Annotated in this window: 25 protein-coding genes; 18 read left to right on the top strand and 7 right to left on the bottom strand. The window is 64.0% G+C overall.

From position 1 onward, the window contains the following. Window positions 1-21: 21 nt before the first annotated feature. Together ACODSR_RS02225 and ACODSR_RS02220 are read right to left on the bottom strand one after the other, a co-directional pair. Window positions 22-570, bottom strand: a complete 549-nt coding sequence (locus tag ACODSR_RS02225) for a MarR family winged helix-turn-helix transcriptional regulator (RefSeq protein ID WP_489073328.1) — start codon at window positions 568-570, stop codon at window positions 22-24. Further along, window positions 563-1,819 carry an acetyl-CoA C-acetyltransferase gene (locus ACODSR_RS02220; RefSeq protein ID WP_489073326.1) on the bottom strand — a complete coding sequence of 419 codons (1,257 nt, stop codon included), beginning with the start codon at window positions 1,817-1,819 and terminating at the stop codon, window positions 563-565. The genes ACODSR_RS02225 and ACODSR_RS02220 overlap by 8 nt, the downstream gene beginning before the upstream one ends. Before the next feature lie 157 nt (window positions 1,820-1,976). Between ACODSR_RS02220 and ACODSR_RS02215 the strand changes: the two genes are divergently transcribed. After that, window positions 1,977-3,641: an MFS transporter gene (locus tag ACODSR_RS02215; protein ID WP_489073324.1), complete on the top strand. Its 1,665-nt coding sequence runs from the start codon at window positions 1,977-1,979 to the stop codon at window positions 3,639-3,641. An 18-nt stretch (window positions 3,642-3,659) separates the two neighbouring features. Further along, on the top strand, window positions 3,660-4,703 hold the full coding sequence (locus ACODSR_RS02210) for an NAD(P)H-dependent amine dehydrogenase family protein (RefSeq protein ID WP_489073322.1): 1,044 nt from the start codon (window positions 3,660-3,662) through the stop codon (window positions 4,701-4,703). On the opposite strand, the gene ACODSR_RS02205 is transcribed toward ACODSR_RS02210, so the two are convergent. Both ACODSR_RS02205 and ACODSR_RS02200 read right to left on the bottom strand, forming a co-directional pair. Continuing rightward, on the bottom strand, window positions 4,697-5,557 hold the full coding sequence (locus ACODSR_RS02205; protein ID WP_489073652.1) for an SDR family NAD(P)-dependent oxidoreductase: 861 nt from the start codon (window positions 5,555-5,557) through the stop codon (window positions 4,697-4,699). The two genes, ACODSR_RS02210 and ACODSR_RS02205, sit on opposite strands and share 7 nt — an antisense overlap. Continuing rightward, complete coding sequence (locus ACODSR_RS02200) at window positions 5,557-6,777, bottom strand: MFS transporter (protein WP_489073321.1); 1,221 nt, start codon at window positions 6,775-6,777, stop codon at window positions 5,557-5,559. Before ACODSR_RS02200 ends, ACODSR_RS02205 begins: the two co-directional genes overlap by 1 nt. A gap of 222 nt (window positions 6,778-6,999) precedes the next feature. Between ACODSR_RS02200 and ACODSR_RS02195 the strand changes: the two genes are divergently transcribed. The 6 genes from ACODSR_RS02195 (at window position 7,000) to ACODSR_RS02170 (ending at window position 12,050) form a co-directional block, all read left to right on the top strand. Beyond that, window positions 7,000-7,755, top strand: a complete 756-nt coding sequence (locus tag ACODSR_RS02195; RefSeq protein WP_489073320.1) for an SDR family oxidoreductase — start codon at window positions 7,000-7,002, stop codon at window positions 7,753-7,755. Between the two features lie 34 nt (window positions 7,756-7,789). Continuing rightward, on the top strand, window positions 7,790-9,124 hold the full coding sequence (locus tag ACODSR_RS02190; protein ID WP_489073318.1) for an MFS transporter: 1,335 nt from the start codon (window positions 7,790-7,792) through the stop codon (window positions 9,122-9,124). Window position 9,125: 1 nt separating this feature from the next. Then, window positions 9,126-9,962, top strand: coding sequence for an acid phosphatase (locus ACODSR_RS02185; protein WP_489073316.1), 837 nt, complete (start codon window positions 9,126-9,128; stop codon window positions 9,960-9,962). Next, a complete protein-coding gene (locus tag ACODSR_RS02180) occupies window positions 9,959-10,612 on the top strand; it encodes a carboxymuconolactone decarboxylase family protein (RefSeq protein WP_489073314.1) in 654 nt (217 codons plus the stop codon). Before ACODSR_RS02185 ends, ACODSR_RS02180 begins: the two co-directional genes overlap by 4 nt. Window positions 10,613-10,719: 107 nt before the next feature. Further along, entirely contained in the window at window positions 10,720-10,950 is a 231-nt protein-coding gene (locus tag ACODSR_RS02175; RefSeq protein WP_489073312.1) for a biotin/lipoyl-containing protein, read from the top strand. Further along, window positions 10,947-12,050: a Gfo/Idh/MocA family protein gene (locus ACODSR_RS02170; protein ID WP_489073311.1), complete on the top strand. Its 1,104-nt coding sequence runs from the start codon at window positions 10,947-10,949 to the stop codon at window positions 12,048-12,050. The genes ACODSR_RS02175 and ACODSR_RS02170 overlap by 4 nt, the downstream gene beginning before the upstream one ends. 89 nt (window positions 12,051-12,139) lie before the next feature. On the opposite strand, the gene ACODSR_RS02165 is transcribed toward ACODSR_RS02170, so the two are convergent. Beyond that, window positions 12,140-12,940, bottom strand: a complete 801-nt coding sequence (locus tag ACODSR_RS02165; RefSeq protein ID WP_489073309.1) for an enoyl-CoA hydratase/isomerase family protein — start codon at window positions 12,938-12,940, stop codon at window positions 12,140-12,142. Window positions 12,941-13,086: 146 nt separating this feature from the next. Here ACODSR_RS02165 and ACODSR_RS02160 point away from each other — a divergent pair, with 146 nt between their 5' ends. Together ACODSR_RS02160 and ACODSR_RS02155 are read left to right on the top strand one after the other, a co-directional pair. Next, the gene (locus ACODSR_RS02160; RefSeq protein WP_489073307.1) at window positions 13,087-14,778 is read left to right on the top strand and encodes an FAD-binding protein; all 1,692 of its coding nucleotides are present in this window, start codon (window positions 13,087-13,089) and stop codon (window positions 14,776-14,778) included. Window positions 14,779-14,946: 168 nt separating this feature from the next. Next, a complete protein-coding gene (locus ACODSR_RS02155; RefSeq protein ID WP_006950838.1) occupies window positions 14,947-15,222 on the top strand; it encodes an HU family DNA-binding protein in 276 nt (91 codons plus the stop codon). 107 nt (window positions 15,223-15,329) lie between these two features. Here the strand turns inward: ACODSR_RS02155 and ACODSR_RS02150 are convergent, their stop codons facing one another. Continuing rightward, a complete protein-coding gene (locus tag ACODSR_RS02150) occupies window positions 15,330-15,689 on the bottom strand; it encodes a hypothetical protein (RefSeq protein WP_489073305.1) in 360 nt (119 codons plus the stop codon). A gap of 190 nt (window positions 15,690-15,879) precedes the next feature. Beyond that, window positions 15,880-16,068, bottom strand: coding sequence for a hypothetical protein (locus ACODSR_RS02145; protein WP_489073666.1), 189 nt, complete (start codon window positions 16,066-16,068; stop codon window positions 15,880-15,882). A gap of 93 nt (window positions 16,069-16,161) precedes the next feature. Here ACODSR_RS02145 and ACODSR_RS02140 point away from each other — a divergent pair, with 93 nt between their 5' ends. The 8 genes from ACODSR_RS02140 (at window position 16,162) to ACODSR_RS02105 (ending at window position 24,958) form a co-directional block, all read left to right on the top strand. Beyond that, window positions 16,162-18,024 carry a bifunctional sugar phosphate isomerase/epimerase/4-hydroxyphenylpyruvate dioxygenase family protein gene (locus ACODSR_RS02140; RefSeq protein WP_489073303.1) on the top strand — a complete coding sequence of 621 codons (1,863 nt, stop codon included), beginning with the start codon at window positions 16,162-16,164 and terminating at the stop codon, window positions 18,022-18,024. Window positions 18,025-18,052: 28 nt separating this feature from the next. After that, the gene (locus ACODSR_RS02135; RefSeq protein ID WP_489073301.1) at window positions 18,053-18,712 is read left to right on the top strand and encodes a TetR/AcrR family transcriptional regulator; all 660 of its coding nucleotides are present in this window, start codon (window positions 18,053-18,055) and stop codon (window positions 18,710-18,712) included. 108 nt (window positions 18,713-18,820) lie between these two features. Further along, window positions 18,821-19,831: an alpha/beta hydrolase fold domain-containing protein gene (locus tag ACODSR_RS02130; protein WP_489073299.1), complete on the top strand. Its 1,011-nt coding sequence runs from the start codon at window positions 18,821-18,823 to the stop codon at window positions 19,829-19,831. Next, window positions 19,831-21,453 carry a carboxylesterase/lipase family protein gene (locus ACODSR_RS02125; RefSeq protein WP_489073298.1) on the top strand — a complete coding sequence of 541 codons (1,623 nt, stop codon included), beginning with the start codon at window positions 19,831-19,833 and terminating at the stop codon, window positions 21,451-21,453. The genes ACODSR_RS02130 and ACODSR_RS02125 overlap by 1 nt, the downstream gene beginning before the upstream one ends. A gap of 11 nt (window positions 21,454-21,464) precedes the next feature. Then, window positions 21,465-21,998: a DUF3237 domain-containing protein gene (locus ACODSR_RS02120; protein WP_489073296.1), complete on the top strand. Its 534-nt coding sequence runs from the start codon at window positions 21,465-21,467 to the stop codon at window positions 21,996-21,998. Beyond that, window positions 21,995-23,101 (top strand): hypothetical protein, encoded by a 1,107-nt coding sequence (locus ACODSR_RS02115; protein WP_489073294.1) that lies wholly within the window; start codon window positions 21,995-21,997, stop codon window positions 23,099-23,101. The genes ACODSR_RS02120 and ACODSR_RS02115 overlap by 4 nt, the downstream gene beginning before the upstream one ends. Window positions 23,102-23,213: 112 nt before the next feature. After that, window positions 23,214-23,672, top strand: a complete 459-nt coding sequence (locus ACODSR_RS02110; protein WP_489073292.1) for a type II 3-dehydroquinate dehydratase — start codon at window positions 23,214-23,216, stop codon at window positions 23,670-23,672. Next, window positions 23,669-24,958: an MFS transporter gene (locus tag ACODSR_RS02105; protein ID WP_489073290.1), complete on the top strand. Its 1,290-nt coding sequence runs from the start codon at window positions 23,669-23,671 to the stop codon at window positions 24,956-24,958. The genes ACODSR_RS02110 and ACODSR_RS02105 overlap by 4 nt, the downstream gene beginning before the upstream one ends. Window positions 24,959-24,978: the final 20 nt, after the last annotated feature.

Below are 24,978 nucleotides of genomic sequence, written 5' to 3'. Positions count from 1 at the left end.
CGTAACCCGGAGCGGCCTTTTTCACGTCTTGGCGATATTCTCGGAAATCATATCCAGCAGCGCATTGATCCGGTGTAGGTCGTCATGATCGAAGCCGGCAAACGCGACCTCCTCATTGGCGCGCGCGATTCCTGCCAGTTGCGCCGTGATCGCCTGTCCCGCCGCGGTCAGGAACACCGCATGAGCGCGGCGATCATCGTCCTTGGGCCGTCGCTCCAGCAAGCCCTCGGCGCATAGCCGGTCGATCAGTCGCCCGGCCGACGCTTCGGCAATTTCCAGCATATTGGCGATAGTGCGCTGGGTCGCGCCGGGGTGGCGCGCGACCACCGCGATCACCGTCCATTGCGACCGCGTCACGCCCAGCCGCACCACGCTTTGGTCGAAATGCGCCCGCAACTGCCGCGCAATCACCGCCAGCTTCAGCGAAGCGTTGCGCATCAGCGCCTTCGCGTCATCAGCCAGCAGATCGTCATTCGGTTCAGCCATGAAGCGCGTACCATAGCGCCATTGCGGCGAAACGAAACCGTCCTCGTTGCAGGCCGGTGCGATGGTCTGTGCTGGATCAGACACGTTCGATGATGATCGCTGGCGCCATGCCGCCCGCCGCGCACATGGTGATCAGGCCATAACGTCCGCCGGTCCGCTCCAGCTCGTCCAGCGCCGTGCCGATCAGCACCGCCCCGGTCGCGCCGATCGGATGGCCCAGCGCAATCGCGCCGCCATTGGGATTGAGCTTGGCCCGGTCGATGCCCAGATCGCGGATGAACTTCTCGGTCACGACCGCGAACGCCTCATTCACTTCAAAGATATCGATATCCTCGACCCGCAGCCCGGCCCGCGCCAGCACCTTGCGCGCGGCAGGCACCGGCCCATTCAGCATCAGCGTCGGGCAATCCCCCATATTGGCGGTCGCCACGATCCGCGCGCGGGGTTTCAGGCCGTGGCGCTGCGCATAATCCGCCGACGCCAGCAGGATCGCCGCCGCCCCATCCACCACACCCGACGATGTTCCGGCATGGTGCAGCGGCGTAATCGCCAGATCGGGATAGACCTGGTTGATCAGCTGGCGGAAAGTCGGCCCGTCGGCGCGCGATGGCATGTCCAGAAAGGCGGCAAAGGCAGGCTTCAACTGCGCCAGCTGCTCGGCCGTCGTGTCGGGCCGGGGATATTCCTCATGGTCCAATATCACCGCGCCCGCGTCGTCCACAACAGGCACGGTCGATCGCGCGAAACGCCCTTCCTTGATTGCGATTCCGGCGCGCCGCTGGCTCTCCGCGCCAAAGGCATCCAGCTGCTCGCGGCTGATCCCCTCCATCGCGGCAATCGCATCGGCGGCGACGCCCTGGTTCGACTGGGGATGCTTGGCCTGCAACCGCATATTGCCGGTGCCAAGCCCGCCGACCGATGGCACGCCCGCCTCACGCAGGGATTGGCCATAGGACATGACGTGCGACATCATCTCCGTGCCGCCCGCAATCACCAGATCTTCCATCCCGGCCATGATCTGCCCGGCGGCCAGATTGGTGGCGGTCAGCCCGCTGCCGCAGAAGCGGTCGAGCGTGACCCCGGACGCGCGCACGTCATAATCGGCGTCAAGCGCCGCCATCCGGCCCATGTCACCGCCCTGCAATCCCATCTGCGCGCTGGTCCCCCAGATGATGTCGTCCACATCTGCGGTATCGATGTCGTTGCGGTCGCGGATCGCGCGCAGCACGGTCGCAGCGACATGCTGCGGGTGCAGATGCGACAGCGCGCCCTTGCCCAATTTGCCGATGCTGCGCGGCGTGCGGACCGCGTCGATAATATAGGCCTCTGCCAAGGCTCGTCTCCTGTAGATTGCTGGCTTTGCTATCGCATGGAAGGCGCACATCCCCAATCGCATGGGCGATTGATCAGACGGGCCGGGGCGTGCAGGGTGGACGGCAGGACAGCCCGCTGCCCAAGGTGGGTCGGGATAAAAAAGCGCAGGAGGCAGGATGGCGAGTGCCGGGCATGATCGGTCATCGGGCGGCACCTTTGCGCCGCTGCGCGAACCTGTATTCCGCCGCATCTGGAGCGCGAGCCTGCTGTCCAATTTCGGCCAGCTGATTCTGGGCGTCGGTGCGGCATGGGAAATGACCCGGCTCACCCCGTCGCCCGGCATGGTCGCGCTGGTGCAGAGTGCGCTGATGCTGCCGCTGATGCTGGTGGCGCTGCCTGCAGGCGCGCTCGCCGACATGCTGGACCGGCGGCGAATCGCGATGACGGGCCTCGCTTTCTCGATGGTCTGCGCGACCATCCTCACGCTGCTGTCCTGGTCTGGTTACAGCTCGCCCTGGATGCTGCTGACCTTCTGTTCGCTCATCGGGGCAGGGGTCGCGCTTTATTCCCCGGCCTGGCAATCCTCGATCAGTGAGCAGGTCGGCGCGCATCATCTGCCCGCCGCCATCGCGCTTGGCACCATCAGCTATAATGTCGGGCGCAGCTTCGGCCCGGCGATCGGCGGCGTCATCGTGCTGGCTGCGGGCGCTCATGCCGCCTTTGCGGTCAACGCGATCGGCTATCTGCCGCTGTTCATCGCCTTTGTCCTCTGGCAGCGCCGCCATGTCTCCTCGCGCCTGCCGCCTGAACAGATTCATCGCGCGATCGTATCCGGCGCGCGCTACGCCCTCCACGCCGCGCCGATCCGCACGGTATTGGTGCGCGCTTTCCTGTTCGGCATGGCAGGGGCATCGTCCGCCGCGCTCGCACCGCTGATTGCCAAGCAACTGCTCGGTGGCGATGCCAGTATCTTTGGCCTGTTGCTGGGGGCTGGCGGACTGGGTGCGGTTGGCGGGGCGTTACTGGTGACCCCGTGCCGGGAACGGCTTGGCACTCACCGCACCGTGACGCTGATGGCGCTCGTCAATGGTGCGGCACTGGCGTTGGCTGGCTTCAGCCGCTCGGCGCCGCTCACCTGTTTCGCGCTCTTCGTGGCAGGCGGCGCGGGTATCCTGATTATCGCCTTGTTCAACGTCGCGGTTCAAATGTCCGCCCCGCGCTGGGTGACGGCGCGGGCGCTTTCGCTCTTCTCCTCGGCGCTGACCGGGGGCATCGCCATCGGCGCGGCCTTGTGGGGCTGGGTTGCGGGACAGCTATCGGTCGATGGTGCGCTCTATCTGTCGGGCCTTGCGCTCGCGGCGCTGCCGGTCATCGGCCTGTTGCTGCCCCTGCCCGACACCAACGAAGCCGATGTCGAACCCATATCGCTCCAAAATGAGCCGGAAGTCGGCATGGCGCTGACCCGCAGGTCGGGACCGATCATCATCGAAATCGACTATGATGTCGATCCGGCACGGGCGCGCGATTTCTATGGCGCGATGTTGCAGGTCCAGCGGACCCGGCTGCGCAATGGCGGCTTCAACTGGTCCATTTCGCGCGACATTGCCGATCCGGCCCACTGGACCGAGCGCTATCAATGCCCGACCTGGGGCGATTATCTGCACATGCGCGAACGCTTCACCCAGGCGGACAGAGACATACAGTCCCACGCCAGCTCCTTCCACAGCAGGCCGGGCGACCTGCGGGTGCGGCGACGGCTGGAACGGCCGTTCGGATCGGTGCGCTGGCGTCCCGATACGCCTGACCCGCAACAGGGTATGATCAACTATATCGGGCCATGACGCCCGGAAGGAGAGGCAATGACAGGCAAGCGGCGATACCGCGTCATCCAGTGGGCAACAGGCAATATCGGTTCCCGCGCGCTGCGCACGGTGATCGATCATCCCGCGCTCGATCTTGTCGGCCTGTGGGTCAGTTCTAACGACAAGCGCGGCAAGGATGCGGGCGACCTTGCCGGGCTGGCCCCCTGCGGCGTCATCGCCACAGGTTCGGTCGATGATCTGGTCGCGATGGAGGCCGACTGCGTCCTCTACATGCGGCAGGGCACCGACATGGACGAGCTGTGCCGCCTGCTCGCATCGGGCAAGAATGTCGTCACGACCCGCGGCGACTTCCACCATCCGCCCGCAATGGACCCGGCAGCGCGCGACAAGATCGAGTCAGCCTGCCGCACCGGCAATAGCTCCATCTACAGCACCGGCTCCAGCCCCGGCTTCGTGACCGAAGCCCTGCCCATCCCGCTACTCTCCCTCTCGCGTCGGCTCGATTGCCTGACGATCGACGAATATGGCGACGTGTCGAGCCGCAATTCGCCCGACCTGCTGTTCAACATCATGGGCTTTGGCCGCACCCCCAGCGCCTTCGACCCCCGCCAGATCGATCATGTGAAGGGCGACTTCGCCGGCTCGCTGGCCCAGCTGGCCGATGCTGCTGGCATCACCATCGACAGCTGGGACGCTGTCGGCGAAATGGGCGCGGCAACCCGCGATATCGTGATCGCGGCTGGCACTATCCCTGCTGGCACCGTCGCGGCCCAGCGCATCACCATATCGGGACTACGCAATGGCAAGCCGGTGCTGCGCTTCCGCGCCAACTGGTATTGCAGCCGCGAAATCGACCGGCCCGACTGGCGTCTGCGCGAATCCGGCTGGCGCATCCGGGTGGAGGGGGACACGCCGGTGGAGGTCGATATAAGCTTCCCGGTCGCCCCGGAAGATTATGCCGCCTTCACCCCCGGCCTGACCGCCCATCGCGCGGTCAACGCGATTGCGGCGGTCTGCGCCGCCCCGCCCGGCATCCGCACCACGGCGGACATGCCGCAAGTGATCGCCCGCTTTCAGTAGCCCGCCACCAGTGCCTCGCTCACCTGCCATAATCGCGCGGCGGCGGCATCATCCTGCGCCGCCGCCGAACAGGCCACGGCCTCGCGCATATGGAAATAGCCGCCGCTCGACCGGCCCGGCACCGGATCGCTGGCCAGCCACACCAGCGTGTCCGCCGCCTGCGCCGGGGTTAGCGCCCGGTCGGCGATCGATTCCATATAGGCCTGCATCGGCGCGTCGCAGTGGCTGGCGAAATTGCTCGCCACCACGCCGGGATGCATCGCATGGGCGACGATGCCCGTTCCCTCCAGCCGCCGCGCCAGTTCGCGGATGAACAGAATATTGGCAAGCTTGGCATGGCAATAGGCCGCGCCACCGACAAACCCCGCGGCAAAATTCAGATCATCCCACGCCATCCCGTTGCAATGCTCATGGCCGGTCGACGACACTGCCACCACCCGCACCGAACCGGGTGCCGATTGCGCTGCCCCCGCCAGCAAATTGGGCAGCAATTTTTGCGTCAGCAGAAACGGCGCGAGATGATTGGACGCAAAGGTCGCTTCATGCCCCTCAGGCGTGATGATCCGCTGCGCCATCACCCCGCCCGCATTGTTGAGCAGCGCGTCGATCTCCGGTGCCAGCGCTGCAATCTCGCGCGCCGCTCGCGCGGTTTCCGCCAGCAGCGCCATGTCCGCCCGGATCATGGTGAAATCCGCGCCGGGCAGGGCGGCCAGTTCCGCCGCTGCCGCTGCGCATCGCGCGGGATCACGCCCGACGCCGATCACCCGCCACCCCTGTTGCAGCAACGCGCGCGCTGCTTCCTTGCCAATGCCCGCGCTCGCGCCTGTGACGACAGCGACCTTTTTCCGGTCCATCACGCCTGCACCACCTCCATCTTGCGGGAACCATGGCCCAATGTCAGGAACAAAGCGGCTCCCACGATGGTGACGCAGGCACCGATCATCAGGAAAGGCGCATAACTGCCCCATAGGCTCAGCGTATAGCTCAGCGTCAGCGACCCCAGCGCCGCCCCGCCCGCAATTGCCGCGCCGACCAGCCCCATGACCAGGCTGAATACGCTCAACCCGAACCGCCGCGACACCAGATAGGCGGCGATATCGCCCTCGGCACCCTGCGCCAGCCCCATCATCGCGACCGACAGCGCCAGCACGATGGTGCTGTCGAACGGCGACGCCATCAGGATCATGCCTATAGCAGGCATGGACAGCGTCAACGCCGCAACCAGATGCGGCTCCATCCGGTCAAGCGACAGGCCGCAGGCAAAACGGCCGACCATCACGCCGATCGCGAAAACGGAAATCAGCCAGGTCGCGGTCTGCGACTGCGCGCCGCTATCCATCAGCACCAGCTTCAACTGCGACGACAGCAGCCCTTGCGGGATATTCACCAATATCATGCCGACGATCAGCACCCAGAAGGCCGGATTGCGGACGATCACACCATTGCCCGCCTTGACTGCGACCGGCGCGACAGCCTCTTCGGGGTGAACGCCAATATGTCGCGGCGTCATCAATACGGCGATCAGCCCGAAAAACATCGTGACCCCGCCCATCAGCAGATAGCCGTTGCGCCAGCCCTCGCTTTCGATGAAGCCGCCCAGCAGCGGCGCGATTACTGCGCCGACCAGCGGCGGCCCGGTCATGACGATGGAAAAGGCCAGCCCGCGCGCCCGCTCGAACCGCTCCGCCACGATCCTTGTATAGACGGGCGATGTGGTCAGCGTGCCGACCACGATCTGCAAGACGGCAATGGCAAAGAAGGCGCGGATGCTGCCGGGCTGCATGGCAAAGGCGATATAGGCGCTCGGCCCGGCCAGCACGCCCACGGCGGACACGGCCCGCACCCCGAACCGGTCGGTCAGTCGCCCGGTGATCGGCTGCGCGATCAGCATCAGCAGCCCGAAACTGCCCAGCAGCGCAAATTGCGATTTGGGCCAGCCAAATTCGGCGATCAGCTTGGGCGCAAACAGGCCCATCGTATAGGCGGACAGGCCTATGCCGAACCCCAGTCCCATGGTCGCGGCTAGCAAAGGGCGCCAATGCGTCCGCAATTCGCCCCAATAGGCCGATCCCATCCTCATCTCCTGTTATGATGCCATGCTTGTCGGGCTGTTCAGGCACCGACTGGCTGCCATGTCGGAGTGCGCCAGGCAAATCGCCCCCGCGCTATCATGGTCATATGGCGGGCCAGCCGGACAATCGCTGCTCGCCCGCCTGAGCGATATGTCGCCCGCTTGCCTTGTGCGGCCATGCGCCTTCGGGCGATCATCGCCGCAACGGACATAGAAGGAGCGGACATGGCAGGCAGCCTGACAGGAAAGGTCGCGCTGGTGACCGGCGCATCGTCGGGCATTGGCGAGGCGGCTGCACTGGCTCTTGCGGGTGCGGGAGCCAGCGTGGCGCTGTCGGCCCGGCGCGTCGATCGATTGAGCGCATTGGTTGATCGCATTCTTGGCGAGGGCGGCAAAGCCATCGCGCTGCCCGGCGACATGGCGGTGGAGGCGGACGCGACCCGCGCCGTCACCGATACCGTCGATCAGCTTGGCCGCATCGACATCCTCGTCAATTCCGCCGGGGTCATCCAGGCGGGTGGGGTAGAAAGCCTCTCGCTCGACGAATGGCGGCGGGTGATAGACATCAACCTGCTCGGTACGCTCTACACCTGCAAGGCGGCGATCGGCCCGATGAAGGCACAGGGCAGCGGCGACATCATCAATATCTCCTCCACCGCCGGGCGGCGCGCGGCGGGGCTGTTTGGTCCCTATTCGACCAGCAAGTTCGGCCTCACCGGCCTGACCGAAAGTCTGCGGCAGGAAGTGGGCGGGGCGGGTATTCGCGTGTCCATCGTCGAGCCGGGCGCGACCGCGACGGAAGTCGCAGGCGGCATCAGCGATCCGGCGATGCGCGCGGCGATGACCGACCATGTCGGCAAGGACACAGCGATGCAGCCCGACGACATCGCGCAAGCGATCCTTTTCATCACGTCATTGCCCGCACGGGCGAACGTGTCGCAAATCCTGATCCGCCCGACCGCCGACACGGCGGCGATGTAGGCCGACCCCGACAGAATAAGAGGCGAGGAAATATATGGCCGACATCGAACCACGCGCGCCCGCGCTGTCAGATGCGCTGCCCAGCATGGCCTACCGGTCCTGGTTCCTCTTCATCATGGTGCTGGTGTCCGCATCGGTGCAGGGCGAACGCTATCTGATGGTGGTCATGGTCGAACCGATCCGCCGCGAACTGGGCCTGTCGGACGCAGCGATCGGCATGGTCAAGGACATGATCATCGCCATCGTCTATATCCTGGCCATCATCCCGCTCGCGCGGCTGGCCGATCGCTGGTCGAAACGCAAGATCGTGGCGATCGCCGCTACCGTCTGGAGCCTCGCGATCATCGTCTGCGGCATGGCCAAGAACTTCTGGGTCTTGCTGATCGGTCGGGCTGGCATCGGCCTTGGCGAAGGGGGCTTTACCCCGCCGTCGCAGGCATGGATCGCCGACCTTTTCCCCGTTCGCCAGCGCGCGACGGCGCTCTCCATCTTTCTGCTCGGCGCGTCGCTTGGCACTTTCCTTGGCCCGGCGGTAGGCGGCTGGGCCGTGCAGGAATATGGCTGGCGCAACACGCTGATCTTCGGCAGCATCCCAGGCTTCATCCTGGCGCCCATCGTCTGGTTCACCCTGCGTGACACCCGCGCGGGACTGGCCGATGGCGCGCCGGTTGAAACAAGCCCACCGGCGTCGTTTCTCAAGACCGCGCGCGAACTGATGGCGATCAAGACATTGCCCCCGCTGATCCTTGCCGCCTCGCTCAATGCCTTGCTGACCATGGGCTTCATCAGCTGGGCGCCCGCCTTCATGGAACGGACCCACGGAATGCCCGCCAATGAAGCCGGGTTGCAAATGGGCGGTGCGCTCTTCTTCGGGTCCGCGATCGGTCACACTGTCGGTGGCCCGCTGGCGGACTTTCTGGGCCGTCGCGACATGCGCTGGTATGTCTGGATGCTGATGATCAGCGGCGCGCTCGCCACCGGCATTGGCTGGTTGATCCTGACTGGCTCGGCCGACCGGGTATTCCCGCTCTATGGCCTCAACATGCTGATCGGCGGCCTGTCTGCCGCGCCGCTGATGGCCGTGGTCGCTGGCCTTGTCCCGTCCCGCTCCCGTGCGACCGCTATCGCCGTGCTGATGGTGTCGATCCAGGTCATCGGCCTTGGCGGCGGCCCTGTGCTGGTCGGCTGGCTCAGCGATATGCTGCGCCCGATTTATGGCGAGGATTCGCTGGGCATGGCGATGCGCTGGGCGTTGCTGGTCGGTATTCCCAGCACTATCCTGGCCTGGATCGCCAGCCGGTCCTGCCGCACCGATTTTGCGGCGGCCGGTGGCTGGAACGGCGCGGCAGTCAACCATGCGATGCACTAAGATGGCAGCTATCCGTCACCTGTCGCCGATCGAAAGGCCAATCATGAAGCTGCACCTTGTCTCCATCTGCCTCATGACCATCGCGCTGCCATGCATGGCTGCCGAACCCCCGGCGACGGCACCTGGCATGTCGCGGCTCGGCACCGGCTATCTCAAGAGCGGACCGCTACCCGACAGCTTCGCCCCACCGCCACCCGCGCCCGGTTCTGCTGCGCAGGCCCGCGACGATGAAGCGGCCAAGGCGGCGCTGGCGCTAAGAGGTGGTCCGCGCTGGACATTGGCGACCGCCGACGCTGACCTGCTCAGTCCCAGGGCGACCGCGACCTTCTCCTGCGCGCTCGGTGTCGCAATCGGCCCGGACACGACGCCCCGGCTCGACCGGCTGCTGCGCCGGACCATCGCCGATTTCGGCATGTCCACCAGCGCGATCAAGCATCGCTACGCCCGCGCGCGCCCCTTCATGGTCAACGGTCAACCCACCTGCACGCCGGACTGGGAGCCGATGCTCCGCAAGGACGGCTCCTATCCGTCCGGGCACAGCGCCATCGGCTATGGCTGGGGGCTGGTGCTGGCCGAGTTGCGCCCGGACATTGCTCCGGCCCTGGTCGCGCGCGGTCGCGCCTTTGGCGACAGCCGCCGTATCTGCAACGTCCATTGGCTCAGCGATACCGAGGAAGGCCGCCTCGCCGCCACGGTGGTATTTGCGCGGCTGAACGCCGACCGGACGTTCCAGAAAGACTTTAAGGCCGCGCGTAAGGATATCGCCCGTGCCAAGGCCCGGCCCACCGGCTGCGACAGTGAAGCGGCCGCACTGACCCAAGGAGTGACCCAGCCATGACCGACATAAAACCCCGCATCCTGCCGCTGCCGCGCGAGGAGTGGACCGACGATGCGCGCGAGGTGTTTTCCTATTGGGGAGAACCCAATTCCTGGGAAGAAGGCTCTAAAACCAATGTGTTAATGGTTATGGCCAACCATCCTGGCCTGGGCAAGGTTTACAATATCTGGGGCAAGCATCTGCTTATGTCCAACTCACTGTCGACCAGGCATCTGGAACTGCTGATCCTGCGCGTCGCATGGGCTGTGAAGTCCGCCTATGAATGGCATAATCATGTCGGCTATGGCCTGAACGCCGGCCTGACGCTGGAGGATATCGCCGCCATCCGCGATTATCCCAACGGCGGCAATTGGGACGAGGCGGACGACGCAGTCCTGCGCTCGGTCGATGAACTCATCACCGACGGCACGATCAGTGACGCCAACTGGGCCGTGCTGGGCCGCCATTTCACCAAGCAGCAGCAAATGGATCTGGTATTTTCGATCGGCCATTATGTGATGACCAGCTGGGCGCTCTCCTCCTTTGGCGTCGGGATCGAGGGCGGCGCGGACCCGATCGGCTTCGACCTCAAGACCGCATCCGGCAAAACCCCCGGCAAGACCTACAAGCCCGGCGAGACAGAGGACTGGACCGACAGCCGCGGTTACTGAGGCATTCGCTGTAGCGATATCGCGGCCTCGCTCCGTCTTGCGCATTGCCGTGCCTCCATCGCAACGGGCATGACAGGGGCCAAGAGAGACAAAAGGAACACCCCATCATGGCGACCGACATTTTGCTGCCCAAGATCGGCTTTTCGATGACCGAGGCCCAGATCGCCGAATGGCTGGCGGAGGATGGCGCACAGGTCGAGGAAGGCCAGCCGCTCTATCTGCTCGAAGCCGACAAGTCGGCCAATGAGGTGGAATCGCCCGCCAGCGGAACGCTGCGCATCATCGCCCAGCCCGGCGAAACCTGTGAAGTCGGCACGGTCCTCGGCACGATCGAATGACTCTGCGCGTCGGCATCGTCAGCGCAGCCTGGGGTGCCTTCGCCCATCTGCCCGCCTGGCGCGCCCTTCCCGGCGTAGAGGTCACCGCGATCTGCACATCGCGGGAGGAAACGGCCCGCGCTGCCGCCGAACGGCTGAACCTGCCGCGCGCGTTCTGGAACGCCACCGAAATGTGCGCCGACCCGGACATCGACATCGTCGATCTGGGAACCCGGCCCAGCGTCCGTCTGCCGATGGTGCTGGCCGCGCTCGCCAATGGCAAGCATGTCTATAATGCCAGCCCCCACGCCCCAGACTGGGCCGGGGCCAAGGCGATCGATGCGGCCTGGCACGCCGGGACCAGCATCGGCGTGGTCGATGCTTTCTCCCAATGGCTGCCAGCCCATGCCCAGATGAAGGCGATGCTGGACGCGGACTATATCGGCGCGCCGCTGGGTGGCACCTGCCATTTCAACCTGTCGCTGTTCAACAGCCCGATCAAACAATTTCCCTATAACTGGTTCGCGCAAAGCGGGCAGGGGGTTTCGGCCGTCCGCAATAATGGCAGCCACGCGCTCTACATGCTGCGCCATCTGTTCGGCCCGGTCGCCGAACTGGTTGCCGACGACAGCCAGATATTGCGCGAATGGCGCTTCCCTGATGGCGATGCGATCACGCCGGAAACCACTGATTTCGCCAATGTCATCCTGCGCTTCGAAAATGGTCTGACCATGCAGATGCAGATCAGCTGGAGCATGGCGCTGCACGACGGCTGGCTGATCGATGTTTTTGGCGACAGGGGGCGACTGGTCGCCGCCTCGCCCACCTTCCCGACGCCACGCGACTGCACCCTGCGCGGTGGCCAGCTGGGCGGCGAGTTGCGAGAGATCGCTATCTCCGACCGCTACAAAAGCGCGCCGGGCATCGTCCTCGACTGGCAGAGCGAACCCCAGCCCAGCTACCCGATGGCGCTATCGATGCAGGCCATGGTCGAAGCGATCTATGGTCGCGGCGTTAGCGCTCCGGACTTTGCCGAAGCGCTAGAGGTCGAACGCCTCCAGGAAGCGATCCGCCTTTCGAGCGAAACCCGCCGCTGGGTGCGACTGGCGGACGTCAACTGACGCCATAACCGGACCTCCGTTCGTTTCGAGCGAAGTCGAGAAACTGCTAACCCGTTTCTCGAGTTCGCTCGAAATGAACGGATCATATTCTACTGCCCAGTAAACCGTGGCGGGCGCTTCTCCTTCAGCGCGGCAATCCCCTCACGATGATCGGCGCTACGGACGCTAAGCGATTCATAGGCGATCCCTGCTTCCATCACCGCGCTGGCGATCCGCTTCAACTCCATATTGGTCAGCACTTTCGTCCATCGGATCGCATTGGGCGCACCTGCCAGCAGCTTGCTGCAAAAGGCATCGACAGCCCCGTCCAGTTCCTCCGGCGCGACGCAATGGTTGATCAGACCGATCTCCGCCGCTTTGCGCGCAGTCAGCAACTCGCCGGTCAGCAGATATTCCTTGGCCTTGGCCAGCCCGATCCGCTGCGTCCACACCAGCGCGCCGCCATCTCCGGCAACCAGCCCGATGCCGACATGCGGATCACCGATCTTCGCCCCCTCGGCGGCAAAGATCACATCGCACAATAAGGCGATCGACGCCCCCAGACCCAACGCATGGCCATTCATCCGGCACACTACAGGCTTTTCGATGTCCAGCATCGCAAAGGCGATCCGCTTGGCCTGCCGCGCCTCATGGTCGAACAGATGCGGGTTGGCGGCATTATGCTCCATATGCGCAATGTCGCCACCAGCCGAAAAGGCGCGCCCCGCGCCGGTCAGCAGGATGACGTCGGACGCAGGGTCGGTCGCCGCAAAGGTCAGCGCTTCGGGCAATTCGTCATGCAGCGTCAGATTGACCGCGTTCAGCGCTTCGGGCCGATTGAGCGTCACGACCAGCAACCGTTCGCGGCGTTCGAGCAAAATCGTCTGGAACAGGGGCAGTGGCTGGCTCATGCGCGGGTCTCCTTGCCCTTCCCTTATCATGCTCCATGCCCCTGCCAACGTCGCCACAGCGATAAGCGCAGCCCGCTCGTCCACGCGGGCTGCCATTCCCTGCCATCGCACTATAGCCTGTCACTAGATACAAGGGAGAGCGGAGCATGGCCGGGTTTGACGAAACGTTCGACTGGGTGGTCGTGGGCAGCGGCGCCGGATCGATGATCTCCGCGCTGGTCATGCGCCATGCCAACAAGTCGGTCGTCATCCTCGAAAAGACGGCCTGGGCCGGTGGCACGACGGCCAAGTCGGGCGGCGTCATGTGGATTCCCGCCAACCGCTTCATGCTGGCCGACGGGGAACAGGACAGCGCCGACGCGGCGATGACCTACCTCGACGCGCTCCAGCAACTGGACGGCAACCCCGCCCCCGGCACATCCCGCGAAAAACGGCTCGCCTATGTGACGCAGGCACCCCGCGCGATCGACTTTCTGGTGAACAAGGGCGTGGCGTTGCAACGCGGCGCGACTTTCTGGCCGGATTATTATGATGAGCTGCCGGGCGGCTGCAAGACGTCACGCACGGTGGTCGCCAAACCCTTCGATCGCAAGGAACTGGGGTCATGGCGCGACAAGTTGCGCAAGGGCTTTGCCGAATTCAACGTCACCCTGGTCGAGGGGATGGAAGCCCAGGGCCATCGCCGGACCAACAAGGCGTCAGGCAAGATGCTGGCGCGTATCATCCTGCGCACCCTGCGTGATCTTGTGCTGGGCCGCAAATATACCACGGCGGGCGGCGCGTTGCAGGGACGCTTGCTCAAGGCCGGGCTGGCAGCGGGCGCAGAGCTGCGACTGAACGCACCGGTCAGCGAACTGGTGATAGAGGATGGGACAGCCACCGGCGTCGTGACGATGCGCGATGGCAAGCCGTGGCGGGTCGGCGCGCGCCTGGGTGTCCTGATCAATGCGGGCGGCTTTGCCCAGAACCAGGCGATGCGCGACACCTATATGCCCGGCACGCAGGCGCAATGGTCGCAAACCGCCGAGGGCGACACCGGAGAGATGCACCGCGAACTGGAACGGGTCGGCGGCCAGCTGGCGCAGATGGACCAGCTTGTCGGCTACCAGATGACCCTCGCGCCCGGCTGGGACAAGACTTATGTCGCGCCAGGCGCCCAGTCGATGACCGGCAAGCCCCATGCGATCCTGGTTGATCAGACCGGCCAGCGTTATATGAATGAAGGCGGCAGTTACGAACTCTATTGCGAAAATATGCGCAAACGGAATCTCGTCGCCCCGTCGGTTCCCAGCTGGGCGATCCTCGACCGCCATTATGTGGAACTCTACGCGATCGCGGGCAAATTTATCGACAAGAAGATCCCTGAAAACTGGATCGAAAGCGGCTATCTCCACACCGCTGACACGATCGAGGGACTGGCCGCCAGCATCCATGTCGATCCCGCCGCGCTGGCCGCGACCGTGGCGCGCTGGAACGGGCATGTGGCCATGGGCGTGGACGAGGATTTCCACCGGGGTGAGCGCGCCTATGACAATTGCGGCTTTGTCGGCGATCCCTTCTCGGAGCGCAGCGCCATTGGCGCGATCGACAAGGCGCCCTACTACGCTGCTCCGGTCGTGCCGGGCGATGTCAGCACCTATGGCGGCGTCATCACCGACGACAAGGGCCGTGTCGTCACCGCCGACGGCGATGTGATTGCAGGCCTCTACGCCACCGGCGTCACGACCGCATCGGTGATGGGCAATGTTTATCCCGGCGCGGGCGCAAGCATCGGCCCGTCCCTGACCTTTGGCTATATCGCCGCCCGCCATGCGGCTGGTTTGGACAACCAGCTTTAACCGATGCGTTTGGGCGATCGACCGTTCCGAAACTGGCCAAGTGCGACGAAGGACAGGAAAATCGGCCTAAACGTCCCGCTAAGCCTAAGATTGCGGCACTTGGCATATGGACCAGCGCCTCAGCCTTGGTTATGCGGACAAGGCAATAACCCCTAAGAAAGGCTTTTTATGAACAACAGCGATCTGGCCGACGGCGTAGCCTCGGCACATGGCATCACCAAGGCGGATGCCCGCAAGATTGTCGACGGTGTTTTTGCTGCCATCGCCGATGCCGCCGCCAAGGGCGAAGAAGTGTCCCTCAATGGCTTCGGCAAGTTCAAGGTGAAGGATTCGCCAGCGCGCGAAGGCCGCAACCCCTCGACCGGTGCGACCATTCAGATCGCAGCGTCCAAGAAGCTGGGCTTCACGCCGGCCAAGGCGGTCAAGGACAAGCTGAACGGCTAGTCGGACAAACCGGCGCCGCTCTCAGGAGCGACGCCGGTTGCCTATAGACCCCTGATGTTCGGGGTTGCGGTACGGTGTCTATCGTACCGGTCTAAGCGAAGCGGACATCAGGCCGCGCTTTTGCGGCTTTTACCCGCTGAGTAGCGGTTTTCCGGCACCGGCAGGCCCAGATGTTCGCGGAAAGTCGTGCCTTCATAGTCGGTGCGGAACAGGCCACGCGCCTGAAGGATCGGGATCACCCTGTCGACCAACAGATCCAGCTGTCCCGACAATGGCTCGAACACCACAAAACCGTCCGCAGCGCCGATCTCGAACCAGTCCTGCAAGCGATCCGCCACCGTTTCGGCCGATCCGACAAAGGCGCCGCGCGGGCTTGCCAGCCGCTTGGCCACCTGCGGCAGCGTCAGATTTTCCGCCCACACCTCGGTCAGAATCCGCAGCGTAGCGCTCTGCTGGCTGTTTTCCATGTCCGCGCCACGCCATGCAGGATGAAGCCGAGTTTGATATGCCGTTTCTGGGTCATGACTATGCCTTTCAGGAAAACCACGCCCGGTTTTACTGGAGGCGCCCAGCGCTAACCAACGCCAAGTCCTCGACGACATATGATTTGGGCAAATAGAGGAGCCTCACTCCCGTCGCGCCGACGTTGGCCTGGCGCTAAAGCCCTTCCGCCTCGACCCAATGTGCGCCTGTAATCTGCCGCGCCAGCGCCCACACTTGCCGCCGAATGTCAGGCACGGCGACAATCTCCCAATGCGCCGCTGAAACGGACGAGACATTGCGCCGCATCGCTACATAGGGGCAGGCCCCATCCAGCCGCGTCGCTTGCTGCGATGGCCCTGTCATGGGCTATCGCGGCAATAGCGGTCATGATTACCCCTTCTCTCTCATTGTACTAAATGGTACATGGTCCGCGAGGATGCAGAGAAGGGCCATCATATGAGGACGTCCATCGCGACCGTTTCCGTCAGCGGGACGCTCGATGCCAAGTTGCAGGCCATTGCCGCCGCAGGGTTCGACGGTGTCGAGATTTTCGAGAATGACCTGATCGGCTATGCCGGATCGCCGCGCGAGGTGGGCGCGATGATCCGCGACCATGGCCTTGTCTGCACCTTGTTTCAGCCATTTCGCGATTTTGAAGGGATGCCCGGCGATTTGCGCGCCAAGACCTTCGACCGCGCCGAACGCAAATTCGACATCATGCAGGAACTGGGGACCGACCTGGTGCTGGTCTGCTCCAACGTCTCACCCCAGGCGCTGGGCGATCGCCAACGCATCATCGACGATTTTTCAGAACTCGGTGCCCGCGCAGGCCGTCGCGGTTTGCGGGTCGGTTATGAGGCACTCGCCTGGGGTCGCCATATATTCGACCATCGCGATGCGTGGGAGATTGTCCGTTCCGTCGATCATCCCGCGATCGGCCTGATCCTCGACAGCTTCCATTCGCTGGCGCGCCGGGTGCCGATCGACAGCATTGCTGCAATTGACCCGGCCAAGCTGTTCATCGTCCAGGTCGCCGACGCGCCCGCGCTGGACATGGACTATCTCTACTGGAGCCGCCATTTCCGCAACATGCCGGGGCAGGGCGATTTGCCCATTGCCGACTATGTGCGCGCATTGCTCGACATTGGCTATGATGGCCCCTTGTCGTTGGAAATCTTCAACGACCGCTTCCGCGCCGGTTCATCCTCCGGCGTCGCGCTCGACGGCTATCGTTCGCTCCGCATGGTGGAGGATGAAGCCCGCCGCATCTCCGCCCGGCCAGCCGCCATTGCCCCGCGCGTCAAGATTGACGGGGTAGAATTTATCGAGTTCGCCGCCAGCGAAAGCGAAGCACCTGTCCTGGCCGACATGCTGTCAGCGATGGGCTTCACCCTGGTCGGACGCCATGTCCGCAAGGCCGTCACGCGATGGCGGCAGGGGGCGATCAACCTGGTCATCAATTGCGAAACCGAAGGCTTCGCCCACAGCCATGACATCGTCCACGGCGCATCGGTCTGCGCGCTGGGCCTGCGGGTAACTGATGTTGCATCGGCCCTCGATCGGGCGGGTGCGCTGCGGATTGCCCGCTTTGAACAGGCGGTGGCGTCCGACGAGATGCAGATTCCGTCGGTGCGCGGTGTGGGTGGCAGCCTGATCTATTTCATCGAAACCGGCACGCAGGACGCGGTCTGGGCGCAGGAATTTGTGCCTGTGACCGACGCGGCGCATGCCGATGCCGGTCTGGACCGGATCGACCATATCGCGCAGGCCATGGGCTATGAGGAGTTTCTATCCTGGCTGCTCTATTATTTCGCGCTGTTCGACGTGACCAAGACGCCGCAACTGGAAATCGCCGATCCGCTGGGCATCGTCCATAGCCAGGCGGTCGAGTCCCCGGATCGCGGCTTTCGCATCACCCTCAACGGATCGGCAGCGGCACAAACCTTATCGTCGCGTTTCCTGCACCATTATATGGGGGCAGGGGTTCAGCATATCGCATTCGCCTGCGCCGACATATTCGCCACCCGCGACGCGATGGTGGCGCGGGGACTGGAACTGCTCGACATCCCGGCCAACTATTATGACGATCTGGCGGCCCGCTTCAGTCTGGACCCATCACTGGTCGCGCGCATGGCGGCGTCGGGCATTCTCTATGACCGGGTGGGCGATCAGGAATATTTCCAATTCTACAGCCGCGCCTTTGCCAAGCGTTTCTTCTTCGAATTTGTCGAACGGCGTGGTTATGATGGCTATGGCGCGGGTAATGCGACAATAAGGCTGGCGGCCCAGTCGCGTTTCAGGGACGATATGCCGGTTTGATGGCGGTTTGACGAGAAGGACAGGCGGAGTGGGTAAGGCGGCCCTGACGGCAATCGAAGGTGGGGCGAGCGCGCGCACGGCGGAGGCCGAGGAGACGCGGCGCAACATATTGGACGTTGCGACGGTCGAATTTGCCGACAAGGGACTGAGCGGCGCGCGGATCGACGAAATCGCCGAACGCACCAATTCGTCAAAGCGCATGATCTATTATTATTTCGGCGGCAAGGAAGGCCTGTATCGCGCGGTTCTGGAGCGTGCCTATACCGCCGTGCGCGAAGTCGACGCTGCCGTCCGGCGCGATCATCTGGCCCCGGATGCGGCCTTGCGCGATCTCATCACCACGACCTTTGACTATCATATCCAGCATCCCGAATTTGTCCGGCTGGTCATGAACGAGAATATTCTGCGCGGCGCGCATGTCGGGGAGATACCGGGCATCCGCGAACGCAACCGCAAGGTAATCGACAATCTGCGCGACATATTGGCCCAGGGGGTCGCAAGCCGTCATTTCCGCGAGGGCATAGACCCGGTCGAACTGCATATGACCATCAGCGCGCTATGCTTCTACAATGTGTCGAACCGCTACACCTTTGCCTTTGGTTTCGACCGGGACATGACATCGCCCAAGGCGCTGGGCCGTCGCCGCATGTCGGTGATCGACATTATCGAAAGCTGGTGCCGGGCCTGATCGGCGCAAGGCCCGTTGGAAGGTTGCTCGCCCTTGCGCAGCAGCCCATCTTTGGATAGTAATGTACGAAATAGTTAGCACATAAAAATAGCAGGTGAGGAGAAGCGGATGCACAAGCCGACTTTCAACGCAGTGGCAGCAGCCCTGCTCAGCACAGTCGCAAGTGCTGCCCACGCGCAGCCGCCATCCACCCCCGCACCGCCGACAGCACCCGAACCCGCGCTGGGCGATCCTATGCCCGAACGGCGCGTGGCCTTTCCGGGCGGCGTCACCGCCAGCACCGACATCGTCTTTTCCACCATCCCCGGCTATCGCCCGATCACGCTCGACCTCTATCGCGCGGCCAGCACCAGCGGGCCACGACCGCTCGTCATCTATATCCATGGCGGCGGCTGGATGAACGGCCATACCCGCCAGTCCGGCGCGTTCACTGATTTCCCCGCCGTCCTGGCGGACCTTGCCGCGCGCGGCTATGTCGTCGCCTCGCTCGAATATCGCCTGTCGCGCGAAGCCCCGTTCCCCGCCGCGATCGACGATGTCCGCACCGCCATCCGCTTCCTGAAAGCCAATGCGGCCACCTATGGCATTGATGCTGGCCGCGTTGGTGTTTGGGGTGGTTCGGCGGGCGGACAATTGGCGGCGCTGGCCGCGCTGGACTGTGGCGCGGCGCCCACCGGCGCGGCACTCACCGGCGCGGACAAGGCCAATGCTGCTCAGTCGGACTGTGTCCAGGCCGGGGTCGGCTGGTACGGCGTCTATGACTTCGCCACCATGCCCAAGTCCAACATCCCGCAGGCGGAGAATGCCTATCTCGATTGTGAGAAAGGAAGTTGCCCGGCGGATCGTGTCGCCGCCGCCAGTCCAGCCGCCCATGTCGACCGGAAAGACCCGCCCATGCTGCTGATCCATGGCACGGAGGATCGGGTCGTGCCGGTATCGCAGTCGCAGCTACTGGCCGCCAAGCTCAAGGCCGCACAGGTTCCCGTCACGCTCGATGTCATCGCCGGGGTCGGCCATAGCTGGATCGGCGCGAACGAAGCCGCGACCCGCGCGGCATCGCTCCATGCGCTCGACCTGACCTTCCGCTTTTTCGACGCCCGGCTCAAGGATCGCCGCTAATGCGCCGCTACTGGACGGCTGCGTTGGCGCTGGCGCTGCTGATCGGCGATCAGGGCGCGCTGGCGCAGGTGGTGGAGCGGTCCGCAGGCGCGCCGGTCCAGACCGACGCTGGGCTGGTGGGCGGTATCACTCTGCCATCAGGCGTGCGGGCCTGGCTGGGCGTACCATTCGCTGCGCCGCCGGTGCGCGATCTGCGCTGGCGCGATCCCCGTCCGCATGAAGGCTGGAACGGTGTCTGGAACGCCGATCGCTTTGCCCCGGAATGTATCCAGCCCTTGCGTGGCCGTTCGATCAACCATTATTTCGGTGAAGAAGCGACCAGCGAGGATTGCCTCTATCTCAACATCTGGGCGCCATCCGAACCGGCGCCTGCGGGCAAGCCCTATCCTGTCATCGCCTGGATCTATGGCGGTGCGTTCAATGTCGGTTCGGCGTCGATGGCCAATTATTCCGGCGCGCCGCTCGCGGCCAAGGGCGTGGTCTATGTCGCGATCGCCTATCGGGTCGGTCCGCTCGGCTTTATCGCCCATCCCGATCTGACGGTCGAGGGCGCGGGTCATTCGGGCAATTATGGGCTGAAGGACCAGATTGCGGCCTTACGCTGGATTCAACGCAATATCGCCGGTTTCGGCGGCGATCCCGGCAAGGTGACGGTGGTCGGCCAGTCGGCTGGCTCCATGTCCATCTCCCTGTTGCAATCAAGCCCGGCGGCGCGCGGCCTGTTCCATCGCGTGGTCGGCATGAGCGGATCGAGCTTCGGCGACCTGATGGCGGCGGTCCCGCTGGCGCAGGCGGAACAGGAAGGACGCGCTTTGCAACAGGCGCTCGGTGCGTCGTCGATCGAGGCGATGCGCGACATTCCAGCAGACCGCCTCATCAGCGTGGCGGCAACCGTCCCGCGTCGCCCGGTCGTGCTGGACGGGCAGATCGTGCAATCCCTGCCAGCGGCCAGCTTTGCGGCTGGCCAGCAGAATGACGTGCCCGCGATGATCGGCTTCACCCGTGACGAAAGTTTCCGCGCGCTGGGACCAGTCAACAGCGTGGCCGATTATACCGCCGCCGTGCGTCAAGCCTTCCCCGAAACGGCGGCGCAAATACTGGCTCACTATCCCGCCAAAACCGACGAAGCGGCCCGCCGCGCGATCCGCGATCTGCAACGCGACGCCAGCGTCGGCACGCAAATGGCCGATTGGGCAAGGGCGCAGGCGCGCTATGGCAAGGCACCGGTCTATCCCTTCTTCTTCACACGGGTGCATCCCTATCGGCCCGGCGTCATCTTTGCGGACCATGACCCGGCGACGGTCGGTGCCTATCATACCGGTGACGTGCCCTATTGGCTGGGGACGCTTGACAGTCTCAACCGTTTTCGCGTCACCCGCGACTGGACGGCGCAGGATCACGCCCTGTCGGACGCGATGATGACGGCCTTATTATCCTTCGCCCGCACTGGCCAGCCCGGCGCAGATTGGCCGATATTTCGGGAAAAGCACCCGCAAATGCGCCTGCTGGGTGATCTAGGTGGAACGATCGACTGGCCCCACCATGCCGCCTTGCCACTGCTCAAGGCGGCAGCAGCACCCCCACCTGCAGCGCCGCTGGACCGGCCGCGCGTTCGCGATTGAGGGAGGGCGTCATGACCCACTATTCGCGTAGGCATGTGCTGGGCCTTGGCATGGCAACGCCGCTGCTGCTCCCGACTCTCGCCCATGCCGCGGTGTCAGACGCAGCCGAAGCGCCGGGACTGGCGTTCGTCTATGAAGCGATCGTGACGCTGGAGCCTGTGATGGAGGTCGGCAGAACGCCGCTAGGCACCCGTCGCCGCATCCCCATAACCGGCGGACATTTTGCCGGGCCGCGCATCCGTGGAACCGTGCTGTCCGGCGGCGCTGACTGGCAGTTGCAGCGGGCAGATGACTGGACCGTGATAGAGGCGGACTATATGATGCGGGCCGACGATGGCACGCCGATCCACGTCCGCAATGTCGGCCTGACCAACAGCCGCGTCATGGGCGCACCGGAACGCTATCTGCGCACCGTCCCCAGTTTCGAGGCACCCGATGGGCCTCATGCCTGGCTCAATCAGGCGATTTTCATCGGCACGCTGGGGCCAACCCCAGATGATGCACCCAAGCCATCGGTGCGCATTCGCGTCTATCGCGTCACATGAAGCACGCTGCCAAGGCCGCGATACTGGCGATGCTGTTGGGCAGTTGCACGACGCTGCCCGACACGCCGATCCGCATGGTTGATCCGCCGACCGCCTGCGCGGCGACGGCGCAATTCTCTTTCGTCTGCGGCGCGGACAAGCCCGAAGATCTCGCCCATATCCCCGACACGCCCTGGTTGATCGCCAGCGGCTTTGCCAAAGGGGCAGGGCTGAAACTGGTCGATACCCGCCAAAGGACCGCGCGCATCTGGTTTACCGCCCGCGCCGATCAGATCGCCCGCGATCCCGCCTTGCCCGATTGCGACCAGCCGCCTGACCCAGCCCTGTTCACCGCGCGGGGCATCAGCCTGCGTGTCGTTGCTCCCGGCAAGGCAAGGCTCCATGTGGTCAATCATGGCGGACGTGAATCGATCGAAGTCTTTTCCGTCGATTTTAACAACGCAAGGCAGATACCTGCGCTCCAATGGCAGGGCTGTCTGCTGATGCCGCCGGGCCATGCCGCCAACAGCGTCACGACCTATAGCGACGGCACAGTGCTGGCGACCGTCCTGACCCGGCCGGGAACGCGCATTACCGACTTCGTCGAAGGGCGGGTGACAGGCGGCGTTTACCAGCGCCGCCCCGGCGAAACGGCATTCCAGTTGCTGCCGGGAACGCAACTACCGGGCAATAATGGTCTTGAGGCGGCGCGCGACGATAGCGGCTTCTATGTCATTGCCTTCGGTTTGCGGCAGGTGCTGGGCTATGATCGACATGACAGCAGCGCTCCGCTCTGGCGGCTGACCGTGCCGGATTTCATGCCGGACAATATTCATTGGGATGGCGACCGCCTGATCATGGCGGGGATGATGCGGGACGAACCGGCCTGTGGTGGGGTTCGCCGGATTGTCGGCGGCGTCGCCGATGGCATGACCTGTCATCGCGGCTATGCCGTGGCGCAGGTCGATCCCGTCGCCCATCAACTGACGATGCTGGCCTATGGCCCGCCTGATCCGCAGTTCAACGGCGTTTCTGCTGCCATTCTGATCGGACAGCAGCTATGGCTTGGCTCCTATCAGGCCGATCGGATCGCAGTTCGCGCGCTGCCTTATGCCTTGCCCTGACATTGTATGTACCAGTTCGTACATTTCGCTTGCACTGATGAAAGTGTCGGCGTACGAACGGTCCATGACGATCGGGGTGCAATCCCGACGCATCGGGGAGGACAGGCCAGCCATGGGCCAGCGTTGTATTCACATCCTGAACGGACCCAATCTCAACCTGCTCGGCGTGCGGGAGCCGGAGATTTACGGGCGTGATACGCTGGTCGATGTCGAGGCGGCCTGTCGGCGCGAAGTCGAGGGCACGGGCCTCGATATATGGTTCCGCCAGAGCAATGCCGAGCATGATCTGGTTGGCTGGCTGCATGAAGCGCGGGTTGGATCGGCGGGCATCGTCATCAATCCCGCCGCCTTCTCCTATGCCGCTTATCCGATCCTCGACGCGCTCAAAATGTGTGAATGCCCGGTCGTTGAAGTGCATATCTCGAACATCCATCGCCGCGACGCGGAATGGCGCTCGCGCTCGATCATGACGCAGGTGGTGACCGGCATCGTGTCGGGCCTCGGCACGGACGGTTATGCGCTGGCTGTGCGGCATCTCGTCATGCTCGATCAGCGGCGGATGGCGGCATGACCATCGCATCGGCCCTTCGTCCGACCAGGGCGCGCTTTGGCGTTCTTGGCCTGATCAGCATCGCGACCCTGCTCAACTATATGGATCGCGCCGTGATGGGCGTTGCCGCGCCGTCGCTGACGCAGGAATTGCAGATTTCGCCCGAAATGATGGGCCTTATTTTCTCTGCCTTTTCATGGACCTATGCGGCGTCCCAGATTCCCGGCGGCCTGCTGCTTGATCGGCTGGGTACGCGGATCACCTATGCGGGATCGCTAATGCTCTGGTCCTTCTTCACGCTTCTCCACGGCCTCGCCACCAACGTCACCATGTTGTTCGGCTTTCGCCTGGCGCTCGGCATGTCCGAAGCGCCCTGCTACCCCTGCAACAGCCGCATCCTGAGCAGTTGGTTCCCGCAGCAGGAGCGCGCCCGCGCCAATGCCGTCTATGCCGTCGGCCAATATGCTGGCCTCGCCTTCTTCAGCCCCGTCCTCTTCTGGGTGGTCGGCAGCATGGGCTGGCGCGCGCTGTTCATCATCGCTGGCGGGATCGGTCTGGCCTTTGGTCTGCTGATGTATGCCTGGTATCGTGATCCCCAGCACAGCCATCGCGTCAATAGCGCTGAACTGGACCATATCCGCGCGGGCGGTGGCCTGGCAGACGCCGCCCCGGCGCAATCTGTCCGCTTTTCCTGGGCCAATGTCGGAAAATTGCTGTCGCAGCGCCAGATATTGGGCGCATCGATCGGCCAATTTTGCGGCAATTCAACGCTGGTCTTTTTCCTGACCTGGTTCCCCACCTATCTGGCGACCGAACGGGGCATGGATTGGCTCAAGTCCGGCACCTTCGCCATATTGCCCTATATCGCCGCATCGGCGGGTGTGCTGCTGGGCGGCCATGTGTCGGACATGCTGATCCGGCGCACGGGATCGGCCAATATCGGCCGCAAACTGCCGATCGTCGTCGGACTGCTGCTGGCATCGACCATCATCCTTGCCAATTTCGTGCAGAGCAACACGCTCGTCATCGCCATCATGTCGGTCGCCTTTTTCGGGCAGGGCATGGTCAATCTGGGCTGGACGCTTATTTCGGATGTCGCGCCGCGCCAATATATCGGCCTGACCGGCGGGGTGTTCAATCTGTGCGCCAATCTGGCCGGCATCGTCACGCCCATCGTGGTCGGAGTGATCGTGGGGCAGACCGGCTCCTTTTACGGCGCACTGGCCTTTATCGGCACGCTCGCGCTGGTGGGGGCCGCGGCCTATATCTTCATCGTCGGCGATGTGAAGCGGGTGGAAATGGACTGAATGACGCATTGAACGACACC

This window comes from Sphingobium sp. FG125, assembly GCF_057809795.1.
This window is presented reverse-complemented; position numbering and strand designations above follow the sequence as displayed.